The organism is Leptospira chreensis (genome assembly GCF_016919165.1).
GTDB lineage: Bacteria > Spirochaetota > Leptospiria > Leptospirales > Leptospiraceae > Leptospira_A > Leptospira_A chreensis.
Window position 1 is genome coordinate 115,820 of the sequence record NZ_JAFFPS010000057.1, and the last position, 15,607, is coordinate 131,426.

Here is a 15,607-nt window from a genome sequence, read left to right on the forward strand (position 1 = left end):
TTGAAATAGGAATTATGTTAGAAAAAATCATTCAGTTTTCCATTCACAAACGAGCCACTGTTCTCGTTTTGACAGTAGCACTCACCATTGTGGGTTTTTATAATGCACTTCATCTTTCTATTGATGCGATTCCCGATGTAACCAACGTCCAGGTATCCGCAGTGACGTCTGTTCCCGGTCTTTCTCCACTGGAAGTGGAACAATTTATTACTTATCCCATCGAACTTGAGTTTAACGGGATGCCGAAGGTGACAGAAATTCGTTCGATCTCAAGAACGGGTGTGAGTTCTGTTACTGTTATCTTTGAGGATGGAACCGATATTTATTTTGCAAGGCAACTTGTGAATGAAAGATTAAAACAAGCCGAGAACTTCATTCCCAAATCGTATGGAAGGCCAGAACTTTCACCGATTGCTACAGGTCTTGGTGATATTTATGAATTTACTTTAGTTTCCGAAAGCCATACTCCGGAAGAACTCCGCACCGTAATGGAATGGGAGATCGCAAGACAACTTCGTTCAGTGAAGGGAATCATTGATGTAAACGTTGTGGGAGGGGATGCCAAACAATTCCAAATCAAAATTGACCCCAAACGTTTGTTATCTCACAATTTAACACTCTCTCATATCACAGAAGCGCTCGAAGGAGCCAACGTCAACCTAGGTGGTGGTTACATCCAAAAAGGGGAAGAGCAGTTTGTGATTCGAGGCGAAAGCCAATTTAAATCCATTGATGATATCGCAAGATTATCTGTCAGAACATCACGCGATGGAATTCCGCTTACCCTTGGTCAAATTGCCAAGGTAGAAACGGGACCGGCCCTTCGTTTTGGACTGAGCACGATGAACGGCAAACGCGAAGTTGTGAGTGGGACAGCCATGATGTTACTTGGCAGTAACTCGCTCCAAGTGGTGAGCCGAGTGAAAGAGAAGATGAAAGAAATTGAAGCAAGGCTTCCGCCGGGGATGAAAATTAAAGTCTATTATGACCGCTCGGAATTCATTGGTCGCACTCTTTCGACAGTCTTTACCAATTTGGTGGAAGCGGCCATCATTGTACTCGTTTGTTTGATTTTAACTTTAGGAACGGTGAAGGGAGCCTTTGCAGTCGCCCTTGCCATTCCTGTTTCTATGATGGTGGCTACCATCCTTATGAATGCCTTCGGGATCGTGGGAAACTTGATGTCGCTCGGTGCCCTCGACTTTGGTCTCCTTGTGGATGGTTCCATTGTGATGTTAGAATCTACATTACATGGATTTTTACTTCGTAAAAGTTTCCTTCTTTCGAAAACTTCGGCCCAAGATATGGAAGATGGGATGGAAGAAGTCATTTTGGAGTCTTGTATCAAAGTGGTGCGGGCTTCTGCTTTTAGTGTGGGAATTATTTTACTCGTTTATTTACCTCTGATGACTCTGGAAGGGGTAGAAGGTCGGATGTTCCGTCCGATGGCCATTACCGTAGCATTTGCATTAGGTGCGGCACTTCTCTATTCCATTACAACGTTTCCAGCACTCATGTCTTATATTTATACAAAACCAATTTTACATGAGTCAACTTTTTGGAACAAGTTTCAGTTGAAGTATGCAGAAGTTTTGACATACGGGATGAAATTCAAACGCCAGTTCACTTATGCAGGGATTGGTGTGGTTTTGTTATCTTTTGCGTTAGCATCGACACTCGGATCTGAATTTTTACCAAGAATTGATGAAGGGGAAATTGCAATCGATATCAAACGTTTGCCTTCCACCGCTATCAACCACTCCCGCGATTTAAATTTGGAAATGGAAAGAGTGATTTTAAAGTTTCCAGAAACAGTGAGTGTTGTTTCCAAACAAGGCCGGGGAGAGTCTGCCGCAGAACCCATTGGTTCCGAAGAAGGGGAGATGATGGTCAAACTCAAACCCCGCAAAGAATGGACTTCTACTGACGACCGCGAGGAACTCATGGAGCTTATGAAACACTCTGTGAATCAGAATGTTCCTTCGTCTTATATTAGTTTGTCGCAACCCATTGAAAACCGCGTCAATGCTTTGTTATCTGGATCCAAAGCGGATATCGTAATTAAAATTTATGGTGATGATTTAAAAACATTAAAGTCCATTGCCGACAATTACGCCTCCAAAATCAAAAAGATCCAAGGAGCTGCCGATTTACGAGTGCAAAAACTCCTCGGCCTTCCTCTACTTGAGATCAAAATGAATCGTGGGAATATGGCTCGTTACGGCGTTCGTGCAGAAGAAGTATTAACAACCATAGAAACTCTTCGTGTAGGTTTTAACGCGGGAAAGGTTTATGAAGGATACAAACGATTTGATCTCATTGTTCGACTGGACGCCGATGTAACAGATATTGGAGTCATTGAAAATGTTCCCGTAATGACTGAGCTCGGTGGAACGGTCCCTCTCGGACAAGTCACAGACATTATGATGACGGAGGGGCCGGCTGCTTTATACCATGAAGGCCTCAAACGTAGGATTCTTGTGGAAGTGAACGTTCGCGGGCGAGATATGATTGGGTTTGTGAATGATGTACAAGCGGCGACCCAGTCCATTGAATCGGGACTCCCCCAAGGTTATTATGTGGATTGGGGTGGTCAGTTTGAAAACTTCACTCGTGCGAAAAACAGATTGGCGATTGTGATCCCCATTGCCGGTGCCATTATTTTTGCGATGCTCTTTATTGCTTTTGGAAGTGTCTATTATGCATTGGGAGTGTTTATTTTAGTGCCATTATCACTTTCTGGTGGTATCCTTTCTCTTGTGCTCCGAGGACTTCCTTTCTCGATTCCTGCAGGTGTTGGATTTATCGCCGCTGCCGGAATATCAGTGTTAAACGGGGTTGTCTATGCATCGGCCTTAAAAGATCAATTGAAAGTCACCCGTGATCCGTCTAAAGCTGTAGTGGAAGCTGCGGTGTATACACTGAGAGCGGTGGCAACAACAGAACTTGTGGCCATCATTGGATTTTTACCGATGGCCATTGCTTCCAGTGCTGGAGCGGAAGTGCAGAGACCTCTAGCAACTGTGGTTATGGGTGGGGTTCTTGTTGCGACTATCTTATCTCGTTTTCTTCTTCCCATTGCGTTTGAGTTTTTAGTCAAACTAGCACAGAGACAAGAAATTAGACAAATGGAACGGGAACGTAAGATGAATGAATACTTTGTAGAAGAGATGAGAAAATACAAAGCGTTAGAAATTCATGATTCTCATGGACATTCCCATCATTATACCGAAGTGGAAGAACAATCTTCTCCAAACGAAGATGATTCCAAATCAAACAAACTAAATCAGAAATCTAAAAAAAAGAGGACTTAAATGAAACCGAATTATTACGTAGCGCACCCTTGGCATGGATTGGAACTGGGACCAAAAGCTCCCGATGAATTGGATGTATTCATTGAACTGACACCACAAGACACGGTAAAATATGAGATCGATAAAGCATCGGGATTCATTCGTGTGGACCGGCCTCAAAAGTATAGTAACCGTTCGCCGACTCTTTACGGGTTCATCCCAAGAACCTTTTCTGGGGAAGCATCTGGAAAACATTGTTCGGAAGTTGTGGGAAGGCCTGACATCATTGGTGATGGAGATCCCATCGACATTTGTGTTTTGAGTGTAAATCCCATCACTCATGGAAATATGATTCTAACTGTGATTCCTATTGGTGGACTTCGGATGATTGATAAGGGGGAGGCGGATGACAAAATTGTCGCTGTTCTCAAAGGGGACGAAGTGTTCGGCCAAATCAAAGATATTTCTGAGGTTCCGAAAGCACTCATCAACAAACTCCACCATTACTTTTTAACTTACAAGTTGGATCCTAACTCTCCTTCCACAGGAACCGTTGAGATTACAGAAGTATATGATAGAACCGAAGCAATTAAAGTCATCCAATATGGTATCGAAGACTATATAAAGAAATTTGTAACTGTATGAAGTTGATTTGGAAGTTTTTGATTTTTTCCCTTTTAGGGATCCATTCCTATGCTGTTTTTCCGAAAGAAAAAGCAGTATATGAACTACATTCTAAAGAAGAATTGTTTTTTCTTGGTGAAGATTCTCGTGCCCAAGATGCAAAAGAAAAATGGAACTTGGATGAGTTAGAAAATTTTGCTGTGACAAGTAATCCTCTCTACCTTCGTGAAAAACAAAATATTGGTATGGCTCGTGGGGATATCATCACTGCCAGTTTGTATTATAACCCGATCATGAATATGCAACAGCAGTTTATCGGAGCTTCCGCGAGTGCAGCGACGGGAAGGGCAGAAACTTCCTTTATTTATAACCAACCATTTGATATGAGTGGGGTCATTCCGCAAAGAGAAAAGGTCGCCAAACAAGAGTTTTTGGGGACAATTGCTAGTTTTCGCGACTTTGATCGGATGTTTCGTTTGCGTCTCAGACAAAACTTTTGGACTTATCTTTATGTAACAGAGCAGATCAATTACCAAAAAGAATTTTTGGAAAACTACCAAGACCTTTTGGACCTTACCAAACTCCGAGCCGAAAAAGGAGATATTTCTTTTTTGGAATATGACCGTTTGGCTTTAGAACGCGTACAAATTGAACGTGAGTATCGGAACGCTAGGATCCTTCGGGCCCAGGTCGTGAAAAACTTAAGGATCCTCATTGGAATCTCTGATATCAATTCGCCACTGAGCATCAAAGGAAGATTGGAGTTTATCTCCACTCGTGAATTTGGAATCGATTTAAATGATTTTGATATTGAAGAAAGACCCGACTTGGTAGCTTTGAAAATTCGCCAACAAAAGGAAAGAATGAATATCGAATTAAAAAAACGAGAGATCATTCCTCCTTTAACTCTTGGTGTTGAATTTTTAAACAAAGGAAATGAGAATGTAACTGGTTTGTATGCGGCAACTCCACTTCCTTTGTTTGATCGCAAACAAGGGGAAATTTTAAAGTCAGAAGAAGCCTATAAAAAATTAGGATTCGATGTCGATGCCAAACGAAATGAAATCATGTCAGAGATTTCCGCAGCCATTAAAGAATTACAAGCGCGGGAATCACAACTACTTGATTACCAAAAGATGGGACTACTCGAAAAAAACAAAGAAGTCCAAGAGAAATCCAGGCTTGCTTACATTCGAGGTGCATCCAATTTAGTAACCTTTCTGGAAGCGGAGAAAAACTATCTCAGTGTCCTTCGTAGTTATTACGAGATCATTTACCTCTATTACAATGCTTTGGAAGGATACAAAGCTTCTATCGGAAAGATGGATAGCTCGGAGTTTTAAATTTTTATGAAAACAGAATTCAATTTTAAGAATATTAGATCATTAAGTATACTCGTTCTTGTGGCCAGTTTGGCCTATTTCGGGTATTCCAAGTTTTTTGGAGCCGGTAAAAAAACGGAGGCACTGACTGATGATAAATCCAAGTTTGCAATCTCTGCGGAGATTCAAAAGAACCATCCCTTTTCGGTAGTTTATTTAGAAGAAAAGGCTTTGGAAGAAGAACTCCAACTTCCAGGAACCGTTTCTTATGATATGAACAGCGTGGCCAAAGTAGGTTCACGGGTGAGCGGACGAATTGTACAGGTGTTTGTGAAGGAAGGGGAACATGTAAAAAAAAGTACGGCCCTTGCTTCCATCCAATCTGTGGAACTCGGAACCACAGAAGCCAATTATTTAAAAGCAAGAGCAAGACTGGAAGCCCTCAAAGTACAAGCGGACAGAGCGAAAGATCTTTATGAAAGAAAAGTAACGTCTGCCAAAGAATACGAAATGTCTCTTATGGATTATAAATCGGTAAAAGCCGAAATGGAAACCTCCAGGAACGCTTTGGAAAATTTAGGTCTCAATGATTCGGAAATTGCTAACTTAGAAGCTGGAAAATACAATTCCAAAAACTTATACATCAGAACTCCTATTTCCGGAACTGTGACGGAAAGAGAAGCCATCATTGGTCAAGCCGTCAATGCTCGTGACAATTTATTCACTGTTGCGGATTTGAGTGTTCTTTGGATCAATTTGGAAGTATACGAAAAAGATTTATCATCCATTCGTATGGGTAACGAAGCCAAGGTCATTCCTATTGGTTCTAAAGATGAATCTTTAAAGGCTGTTGTTTCTCACGTAGGGGATGTGATTGACCCTGTCAAAAAAACTGCGGAGATCCGTCTGGAAGTTAGAAACTCAAAAGGGAGACTTCGCCCGGGACAAAGTGTGACGGCAACTGTAGTCGGTGCCATGGTAGAATCTTCGGTAAACAAAGCGAAGGTGATCCCTGCAGATTGTATCCATAAAATCGAAGGGGAGAATTATATCTTTGTTCGGAACGGTGACGGATCCTTCTCTGCCAAAAAAATTGGAGTGGGTAAAACCTATGACCATTGGGTAGAGGTCACAAATGGTGTGGAATCTGGCGAAGCCATTGTGGAAGAAGGAAGTTTTGTTTTGAAAAGTGAGTATTTAAAGTTATAACTCCTAGTTTTTTGTTGACATAACGCCCATTTCCTAGTTATCTGTTTAGTATGAAAGACCTCACGGAAAAACAAGAATTTGTTTTGCAATACATATCGGACACAGTGCGGGAGAAGGGTTTCCCACCTACCATTCGTGAGATTGGAGATCAGTTTGGAATCACAGCTAAGGGTGCTTACGACCACCTAAAGGCGATCGAGAAAAAAGGTTATATTAAAACTTCTAAAAACCAAAGCCGCGCCATTGAACTTTTGAAAGGAAATGGGGAAGAGGCACTTCTTGTTCGTGCTTCGGGAATTCCCCTCCTGGGTCAAGTGGCTGCGGGTTCTCCCATCCTCGCCGAAGAAAATATCGAAGAATACATTGCTGTCCCAGAAGACTTGGCCACCAAACCCGGAACCTTTGCTTTACGAGTGAAGGGAGATTCTATGGTGGAAGCAGGGATTAGTGACGGTGACATTGCCATCATCCAAAAGAAAGACACAGCTAGGAATGGGGAGATCGTCGTCGCTATGATTGAAAACGAAGCCACTCTAAAAGTGTTTTATAAAGAACCGGATATGATTCGTTTGGAACCAAGAAACGTAAAACTAAAACCCATTCGTACCAAAAAGGCTACGATAATTGGGAAACTAATCGGACTCTATCGCATTTACTGATTGACCAAACCCTGGTTGGGAGTGAGTTTAGAAGGGATGTCGAAACATCTCTTCTCTTTCCCAACATTTCTCCTTCTCTCACTGATCCTCTCTTGCGCTCCTAAAAAACAAGAAATTGATGCCTATGACTTAAAACGTGTCTTGGAACGGTTTGCTCAAAATCGGATCCAAACTGGCCTTATGGCAGATACCAAAAGACCGACACCGACAGACAGTGCTCTTTTTGAAGAGGCCTGCGAAGTCTACCGGTTGTCCATCCCGGAAGCCAAAGAAATGTTAAAAAAAGAAAACAAAGCCCTTTACGAGTCAATTTATGGAAATGAATAAAATCAAAATATCGGAACGTCTGGTTTGGGGAAGTGTAACCTTCTGTTTGGTGGTACTTGTTTTTTTTACAAGTCAGGAGAAGGTGAAAGCCATATCCACTGACGGGGAAAAATACTTACAAATTCTACATGAAGTGGTTTCTTATATTGAAAATGATTTTGTAGACCCGCAAGACGAAAAAAAAATCTATACGGGCGCCATCCTTGGAGCCTTACAAAGTTTAGGTGATCCGCATACAAGGTTTTTAGATACTGATGAATTTGGTGAATTACAAAATGAAACCAAAGGAAGTTTCGGCGGAATTGGTGTGGAGATTAGTTTTCAAGAAAACGCTTTTATCATCGTAGCTCCCATCGAAGGAACCCCTGCTTGGAAGGCCGGACTCCAACCCCAAGACAAAATCACAGAGATCAACGGAAAAAGTACCAAGTCTGTTTCTCTATCCGAATCCATTGGGATGATGCGTGGGGATGTGGGATCCTCCATTTCTATGAAGATAGAAAGAAAGGGAATCAAAGATCCTTTTGTGGTCAATTTAGTCAGAGAACTCATTCAAATTCGATATGTAAGATCCCATTACCTTCCAGAAACCCAAACCGGTTATATCAAACTCGTTCAGTTTATGGGAAAAGAAACCACAGCCAAAGAATTTGCAAATGCCGTGACTGCGATGAAAGATGCGGGTGCTAAAAAACTTGTGATCGATTTACGAATGAATCCCGGTGGGCTTTTGGATTTGGCCATTGACCTCGCCGATCTCTTTTTGCCACCAGAGGCGGAGATTGTCTCTGTAAAAGGTCGGGGTGGGGTTCTTGTAAAAAGTTATAAGGCAGATAAAAAAGAGAAAAAGTTTTTAGACATACCGGTTGCTATTTTAGTGAACGGGGGATCTGCCAGTGCTTCTGAAATTTTAGCGGGTGCTTTAAAAGATAACAAACGTGCTGTGGTGGTGGGAACTCAAAGTTTTGGAAAGGGAAGTGTGCAGTCGATTTTTCCTCTCTCTGGGGGAACGGGTGTTGCCATCACCATCCAAAAATACTATACACCATCTGGGGTATCGATTCATGGAAAAGGAATCACACCTGATCATATCGTGAACCCGATTGCCGCAAGCGAAGATGAAAAGTATGTCTTGGAAAAACTTTTTAAAAAGAATTTGATTCGTCCCTTTTTAGAAACTCATCCAGAATACAATGATACCGCTCTGGCTGATTTTTCTGCTCTACTGAAAAAAGAAAACCTAACCATTTCAGATTCAGTCACTCGGATCTTTTTATTTAATGAAATGAGAGCTGGTTCTTCGAATGCAAAACCAAGATTGGATTTAGATACACAACTTGCTGAAGCCATTCGTATCTTGAAGTAATGGCCTACGGGTTAGGCATTGAATCCAGTTGTGATGAAACCTCTATTGCCATCGTTCGCGATGGTAAGGATCTCCTATCTCTAAAAATCTATAGCCAAATCGATTCCCATTCTCCCTACCGTGGTGTGGTTCCAGAAATTGCATCCCGTGCCCATTTAGAAAAAATCAACTCTCTCCTCGCTGTTTCTATGGAAGAGGCGGGCATCGAATATTCTGAATTGGACTATGTAGCTGTGACAACCTATCCCGGGTTAGTTGGTTCCCTTATGATTGGGGCACAGCTTGCCCGTTGTATATCTCTCGTGCATCAAATTCCTATTGTGGCCGTCAATCATCTCGAAGCCCATTTGGCAGTGATTGGTTTAGAAAGAGAACTTCCCCCCTTTCCTTGGCTCGGAGTCCTTTTGTCGGGAGGAAACTCTTCCATCTATCTTTACCAAGGGTTTGGTGATTTACAAATCCTTGCCGATACACAGGACGATTCCCTCGGCGAAGCCTTTGATAAAGTGAGTGCTGTCTTAAACCTTCCTTATCCGGGTGGCCCTTATTTGGAAGCCAAGGCCAATGCCTACAAACTCGGGGAAGCGGAAGTGAATCCTTTTCCAAAACTTCTAAAAGAAGACGGTGAGGATAAGATTCGGTTTTCCTATAGCGGGTTAAAGACAGCTGTCCTTTATTACCTGAAAGCCCATGCGGAAGCTCCCCCTGTGGAAAAAATTTCCTACTTCTTCCAAAAGACGGCCTTCGAACTCGTCACCCGTAATATCCGCAAAGCCATTGCCAAAACCGGAATTCGGACTGTAGTCGCGGCCGGTGGGGTCCTCGCCAACGGGAAACTCCGGGAGAGTTTGGAAGCCGAAAAAGAAAGATCCCAATTTGACCTATTTTATCCTGGCAAAAAAATTTACTGCACAGATAACGGAGCGATGGTGGCATGTCTTGGATACCATCTCTGGAAACAAAAATCTTTTGTGGGGCTCGACTTTAAGGTAAGTCCCAAGCGAAACTTTGAACAAACATTATGAAACTAAAACTTACTTGGATCCCCAATACACTGACTCTCGGAAACTTAACCTTAGGGTTTGTTTCTATGCTCCTGGTTGCTGAAACCAATCCATCCCACACAAATTCCCACGAACTTTATTCCCTGGCAGGAGTGTTTATCATCTTAGCCGCGTTATTCGATGGATTTGACGGAATGGCCGCTCGTGCCCTCAACTGTACAAGCGAACTTGGGGCGGACTTAGACAGTCTTGCCGATCTCACTACATTCGGCATCGCCCCCGGATTTTTATCGTACAAAATGTTCTTCTATGATATCAAATTGGATATCTTTGACAAACCGGATTACTTTCCTTTAGGTATGTTCATCGCAGCTTTGTATCCGATCTGTGCGGCTTACAGGCTTGCTCGGTTCAATGTAGCCCACGATCCAAAGTCTTTCAATGGACTTCCGTCTCCAGTGGCCGGGGTTGTGATTGGAATTTTCCCTTTGGTGTTTTCTGTCTCTCAAGTGCCTGTTTGGACAGCAGTTCTCTTTTTTGTGATCACCGCTCTTCTTATGGTTTCGACTCTAAGATATAGCAAACCACAAGTTGCCATTCGCGGACTTTTCTCTTGGAAAAAATTAGGGATTGTTATCGTCGGTCTTGGCCTATTGTTACTGGCAATTGGATTCTACCGTTGGCCTTATGTGATGTATGGGGCGGTTGGGTTTTATGTGTTTAGTGGAATTGTCTCTTTTCTCATCCAAACCATTCAGGACTACCGAGTTTAGGTTTCTTCTTTGAGTTGGAAGATATCCAAAAGGTTGGCAACGGTAAATATGGTTCGCACTTCAGCGGAAAGGTTGATGATACGAACCTCTTTATTTTTTTCTTTTGTCCAACTGTAGGTATGGAGTAGGATTCCCACTCCAGAAGAATCTAGGTAACTCAAATTTTTAAAGTCTAAAACTAGCTCTTTGATTTCTTCTGTATCGATCAGCGATTTGATATCCGTTCGAAGTTTGGGACTGTCACGAAGGGACAGGGAACCTTCTAGATGGACAAAGGCCTTTTCATTCTCTCGTTTAATTTCATACTGAAACATAACTTCAGTTAAGACAACATCTGAAAGAACCAAATACAATCAAAAAACGTTTGATTTTTCAAAAAAGGACTCTAGAAAAAGAGCAATGAAAATCAAGTTTTGGGGTGTCCGCGGTTCCATTGGTTCACCCATTCGGCCTGAAAGTGTTAAACATAAAATTGAAAAAATCCTTTCTTTGGCAAGTCCCACAGACATTCAAAACGAACAAAGTATCCATAGTTTTCTCAAATCTTTAAGTTTTTCTTCGTCATCAACTTACGGCGGTAATACGACCTGTATAGAAATTCGTGACAAAGAAGAGAACCTAATCATCATTGATGGAGGAACGGGACTTAGGGAGCTTGGAAACCAAATTATGGGCTCTGATTTTGGGAAGGGAACGGGGCATGCGTATTGGATCTTAACTCATACCCACTGGGATCATATCCAAGGGATTCCGTTTTTTGTTCCTCTTTTTTTACCAGGCAATCATTTCGAATTTATCTCTTCTATGAACGATGCAGAAAAAAGGTTGGAACATCAATTTGTCTTCACTCATTTTCCTGTCTCCTTTGATCACTATGCTGCCAAAAAAACATTCCAGTACATTGAAGAAGGAGAAACCATTTCTCTTGGACCACATATCCAGGCATTTAGTAAAGCCGTGCGTCATCCGGGAGGGAGTTTCTCCTATCGATTTATGGAAGAGGGAAAGGCTATCATCTTTGCATCCGATGCCGAATTCAATTTAGAAGAAATGGAAAACATTGATACTTATATCGATTATTTCCGTGATGCCGATGTTTTGGTTTTTGATACACAATATACATTCGAAGAATCACTTCAAAAAATTGACTGGGGTCATAGTTCGGCGTCCATTGCTACAGACATAGCCCTTCGTGCGAAGGTAAAAAAACTAGTAATGTTTCATCATGATCCATCGTATGATGATGAAAAGTTAGACTTGGTATATTTACGAGCTCTCAAATACAAAGAGATGTTTGATCCTCACGGTGCATTAGAAATTATTATGGCTTACGAAGGTTTGGAAATAGAGGTTTAATATGGCAAAAAAAAGTTATATCATTGGGATTGATGCAGGGACTACAGGAATTCGTACATTTTGTTTTAACGACAAAGGAAAAGTAATTTCATCCGCATACCAAGAATTCAAACAATATTATCCGAAACCAGGTTGGGTAGAACATGACCCAGAAGAGATCTGGGTAAAAACTCAGAAACTCATCGGAACCGCTATCAAAAATGGAAATCTAAATCCCAAAGATGCTGTAGCCATTGGTATCACAAACCAAAGAGAAACCTCTGTCGTTTGGGATAAAAAGACCGGCAAACCCGTGTACAACGCCATTGTTTGGCAATGTAGAAGAACCTCTGATATTTGTAAGGACTTAAAAAAACAAAGTTTAGATTCTAACTTTCGCAATAAAACGGGCCTTGTTCTCGATGCTTATTTTTCAGGAACCAAAATCCAATGGATTCTAGATAACGTAAAGGGTGCTCGTGCGAAAGCAGAAAAGGGTGATTTGTTATTTGGAACCATCGACACTTGGCTTTTGTACAAACTCACCGGTCATAAAGAACACAAAACAGACCATACCAATGCCTCAAGAACTCTCCTATTCAATATCCAAACCAAAGAATGGGATGAAGAACTTTGTGATATTTTACGAGTTCCTATGTCTATGTTGCCTAAGGCATTCAATTCCAAAAATTTGTTTGGATTCACTTCCAGCGTAAAATCTCTTCCTGATGGAATTCCCATTTCTTCTCTTGTGGGAGACCAACAAGGAGCACTTTTTGGCCAACTCTGTACAGAACCAGGTGAGGCCAAAAACACTTATGGAACCGGATGTTTTTTACTCTTCAATGTGGGGGATGAATTTCGTATTTCGAACCAAGGCCTTATCACCACACTGGCACTCGGTCCTGAAGGCAAAACAGTGTATTGTTTGGAAGGATCTGTTTTTATTGGTGGGGCTGTGGTTCAATTCCTCCGAGATAATTTAGAATTTTTTAAGTATTCCAAAGACTCGGAAAAATTGGTCAAAGCCATTAAAACAAAAGATGATTTGGTTTTTGTTCCAGCCTTTGCAGGTCTTGGTGCTCCCCATTGGGACCAAGAAGCCCGTGGTGCCATCTTTGGACTCTCGCGTGACACAACAGCTGCCCAAATCACAAGGGCCGCTCTCAAAGCCATTGCTTTGCAGTCTTATGAACTGGCCAATGCCATGGAAAAGGAAACGGGAAAACCTTTGAAATTCTTACGTGTGGACGGAGGAGCCACTTCCAATGCTTGGCTTATGCAATTCCAAGCAGACATTCTCGGAACAAAAGTCATTCGCCCAAGTAACGTAGACACAACCGTTCTTGGGGCCGCTTACCTTGCAGGTCTGGAAAGAGGATTTTTTAAATCCGTAGCAAGCCTTCGTAAGGAAGAACAGAAAACCACTCAGTTTGTTCCTAAGATGAAAGATGACGAACGAAAAGAAGAAATCAATAAATGGAACTGGGGCATCTCCCGAGTCAAAACGGGAAACTAAACCAATCCAAAGTATTGTTAGTTGCTATCTGTTTGGTGTATTCGGCTCTTCGTTTTCGTTTTTCAGAAAATAAAAACCGATCGATAATAACCAAATCGGAAAACTCAATTGGCAAAAAAGTAAAAACCCTGGTGGAAGTAACCAGGGGAAACTTGCGAAAATTTGGAGTCCAAACACAAGGATTCCAAACCCTAACCCCAAACCTCCTCCCGTTTTTTTTCTAAAAGCAATACTATACAATAGAATCGCTAGAGCTGTAACCAGGGAGATCATATGGTTGGTTCCTGAAATCAAACTTAAGATAAAAACGATACTATCTTCTGAGAGAGGATAGACATTTACAGGATAGACCAACCGACCGAAAAGTAAATCCACGAGAACATACATAGGAATCACAATTAAGAAAAACAAACCAGAGGCAAATAAAGCAACTGGCGACTGGTTCTGTTTCCTTGGATTTGTTAGGGTATAGATGGAAGGAAGTAGAGCGAGTGTGGCGAAGATTAAAATTTCATCAGCAATTTGTAAATACGTTTTCCATTCCGAAATCCAGGCATGCAATTGGGAAGTATCATTTGGGGGAGGGGGAACTAAATACAAGAGAAGATAATAAATTACAAATAAGAAACTTGCAATGAAGTATGGGAATCCATTCTTAAGAGAGTTATGGTTTTTCGAATGCGCCATGCCTCATTAATGTAGAGAAAATGACAGGCAAGTCTAGTGAAAAATGACAAACCTTGTTTCGCAAAATTCAATAATCAAACCAAAGAAGGGAAAATTCAAAAGGTTTTCTTTCTTTGGTAACCCCGGCTCCCACAAGAAAGATTCCTGTTGGATAATAGGGGACTTCAATCAGTAAGTCGGGTGGTAATCTATGAAACTCGGTAGTTTCTATTTCTTTGCGAGATAAAAAGAAATCAAAGCGTAAACATTCCATCCAATCATTAGTTTTAAAAAATAACTTTGTTTTGGTTTTTCCATAGAAACTGAGAAGACCACCATCGACGAAGAAATTGATTTTCTCTGCATTAGTAAAAGAAATTTCTTCTTTGAATTCCTCCTCTCCCTTTTCTCTATAAGTAAATATCGATCCTTCTTCATAATAGATATTTCTTGCAAAGCGTTTGAAAGTTTCCGTTTCCATAATGGTTACCAGATCCTCTCCGTCCGGCGGTTTTAGAAAGGGCCCGTCCATGATATGTTTCATTTTATTTTTGGATATAGAAGACCGAATCACTTCCATTACTGGTTTCGAAAGTGTAGGTAGAATATATTTGATATACCTTTCATCATGTTGACGGAGGATCTCTTGTAAAAAAGATCCATGGATTAGAGGGATCATTTCTACGGTAAACATCTGTTTGTTTAAGAATTTGGCAAACTCGGGTTCATGACGAAATAAATTAGAAACTATGGTTTCTTCTTCCCCCGGAGTTCCCGAAAAAAGAATGGATACCAAGCGAAAGAGATAGGTTTTACTTTTGGCATCGAAGTAAAGAGTTTCTATTTTTTCACGCACCAAGATTTCCGAGAGTTCTGGATGGATGATGTCTCTAAGGGACAAATACTTCGCCGATTCGAACTGGTCTCGTTTGGAACGAAAGAGTGGGGAGGGAGAATTACGCATCCCACCCATTTCCGTTAGGAGAGATCCAAATCCCGGCTTTGGTTTGGTTTCTGAATCTCTCTGTGGCTTTATGCTACCCATGTAAGTGGGTGTAGTAACCGGTTTTACAGAGAAAGTTTGTCTATTGTATTGTAAGGAATATAAAAACTGAGGAATGAGAATGGGGTCTGTGGTGACAGAAGGGAGTTCTGGAATCTGGTTTTTGGGAATTGGATAAAAGGGATCGATGGAAGTTTGGAACCTGGCAACCGAGTCGGTTGTGCTTAAGAAAAAATGGTAATTGTTTCCTTGGCTGTATATCAAAGGGGAGGGGATTTTTTCAGTTTTTTCTGAATTCGGATTCTAAAGTGCTCCCAATTATAATCAGTTTTTAAAATTTCCAACTCATTTTCGACTCCAAAACGCATGAAGTCATAGATCTCTTCGTGTTCCATCCCCACAACAATCGAAAGGTCTTGGATGACTCTTTGTAATCGTCTGGCATCGCGGTCACTGAGAGTAAAGGTTTCTAATAGTTTTTTTTCGAATTCCGTCAGTTGGATCAAG

Annotated in this window: 15 protein-coding genes; 11 read left to right on the forward strand and 4 right to left on the reverse strand. The window is 41.4% G+C overall.

The annotated features are described in order from the left end of the window. The first annotated feature begins 14 nt into the window (after positions 1-14). From JWG41_RS15560 to JWG41_RS15600, 9 genes are read left to right on the forward strand one after another with little or no spacing between them, the layout of a single operon-like run. Entirely contained in the window at positions 15-3,314 is a 3,300-nt protein-coding gene (locus tag JWG41_RS15560; RefSeq protein ID WP_205270835.1) for an efflux RND transporter permease subunit, read from the forward strand. After that, positions 3,315-3,938, forward strand: a complete 624-nt coding sequence (locus tag JWG41_RS15565; protein WP_205270836.1) for an inorganic pyrophosphatase — start codon at positions 3,315-3,317, stop codon at positions 3,936-3,938. After that, positions 3,935-5,260, forward strand: a complete 1,326-nt coding sequence (locus JWG41_RS15570) for a TolC family protein (RefSeq protein WP_205270837.1) — start codon at positions 3,935-3,937, stop codon at positions 5,258-5,260. Before JWG41_RS15565 ends, JWG41_RS15570 begins: the two co-directional genes overlap by 4 nt. Before the next feature lie 6 nt (positions 5,261-5,266). Further along, positions 5,267-6,448, forward strand: a complete 1,182-nt coding sequence (locus JWG41_RS15575) for an efflux RND transporter periplasmic adaptor subunit (RefSeq protein ID WP_205270838.1) — start codon at positions 5,267-5,269, stop codon at positions 6,446-6,448. A 50-nt stretch (positions 6,449-6,498) separates the two neighbouring features. Continuing rightward, complete coding sequence (lexA, locus tag JWG41_RS15580) at positions 6,499-7,107, forward strand: transcriptional repressor LexA (RefSeq protein WP_205270839.1); 609 nt, start codon at positions 6,499-6,501, stop codon at positions 7,105-7,107. 36 nt (positions 7,108-7,143) lie between these two features. After that, positions 7,144-7,434, forward strand: a complete 291-nt coding sequence (locus JWG41_RS15585; RefSeq protein ID WP_205270840.1) for an LA_1448 family UV-C exposure upregulated protein — start codon at positions 7,144-7,146, stop codon at positions 7,432-7,434. 1 nt (position 7,435) lies between these two features. Next, positions 7,436-8,800, forward strand: a complete 1,365-nt coding sequence (locus JWG41_RS15590) for a S41 family peptidase (protein WP_205270875.1) — start codon at positions 7,436-7,438, stop codon at positions 8,798-8,800. Then, positions 8,800-9,825 (forward strand): tRNA (adenosine(37)-N6)-threonylcarbamoyltransferase complex transferase subunit TsaD, encoded by a 1,026-nt coding sequence (tsaD, locus tag JWG41_RS15595; protein ID WP_205270841.1) that lies wholly within the window; start codon positions 8,800-8,802, stop codon positions 9,823-9,825. Before JWG41_RS15590 ends, tsaD begins: the two co-directional genes overlap by 1 nt. Next, positions 9,822-10,577, forward strand: a complete 756-nt coding sequence (locus JWG41_RS15600; protein WP_205270842.1) for a CDP-alcohol phosphatidyltransferase family protein — start codon at positions 9,822-9,824, stop codon at positions 10,575-10,577. The genes tsaD and JWG41_RS15600 overlap by 4 nt, the downstream gene beginning before the upstream one ends. On the opposite strand, the gene JWG41_RS15605 is transcribed toward JWG41_RS15600, so the two are convergent. After that, complete coding sequence (locus JWG41_RS15605; RefSeq protein WP_205270843.1) at positions 10,574-10,891, reverse strand: STAS domain-containing protein; 318 nt, start codon at positions 10,889-10,891, stop codon at positions 10,574-10,576. The genes JWG41_RS15600 and JWG41_RS15605 overlap by 4 nt on opposite strands. Positions 10,892-10,976: 85 nt before the next feature. Here JWG41_RS15605 and JWG41_RS15610 point away from each other — a divergent pair, with 85 nt between their 5' ends. Next, positions 10,977-11,933, forward strand: a complete 957-nt coding sequence (locus JWG41_RS15610) for an MBL fold metallo-hydrolase (protein WP_205270844.1) — start codon at positions 10,977-10,979, stop codon at positions 11,931-11,933. Position 11,934: 1 nt separating this feature from the next. Beyond that, the gene (gene glpK / locus JWG41_RS15615) at positions 11,935-13,431 is read left to right on the forward strand and encodes a glycerol kinase GlpK (protein WP_205270845.1); all 1,497 of its coding nucleotides are present in this window, start codon (positions 11,935-11,937) and stop codon (positions 13,429-13,431) included. Positions 13,432-13,455: 24 nt separating this feature from the next. On the opposite strand, the gene JWG41_RS15620 is transcribed toward glpK, so the two are convergent. The 3 genes from JWG41_RS15620 to JWG41_RS15630 form a co-directional block, all read right to left on the reverse strand. Then, positions 13,456-14,118, reverse strand: a complete 663-nt coding sequence (locus JWG41_RS15620; RefSeq protein ID WP_205270846.1) for a hypothetical protein — start codon at positions 14,116-14,118, stop codon at positions 13,456-13,458. A 67-nt stretch (positions 14,119-14,185) separates the two neighbouring features. Further along, positions 14,186-15,364 (reverse strand): FliG C-terminal domain-containing protein, encoded by a 1,179-nt coding sequence (locus tag JWG41_RS15625; RefSeq protein WP_205270847.1) that lies wholly within the window; start codon positions 15,362-15,364, stop codon positions 14,186-14,188. Next, a complete protein-coding gene (locus JWG41_RS15630; RefSeq protein ID WP_135600649.1) occupies positions 15,361-15,606 on the reverse strand; it encodes a hypothetical protein in 246 nt (81 codons plus the stop codon). The genes JWG41_RS15625 and JWG41_RS15630 overlap by 4 nt, the downstream gene beginning before the upstream one ends. Position 15,607 lies beyond the last annotated feature (1 nt).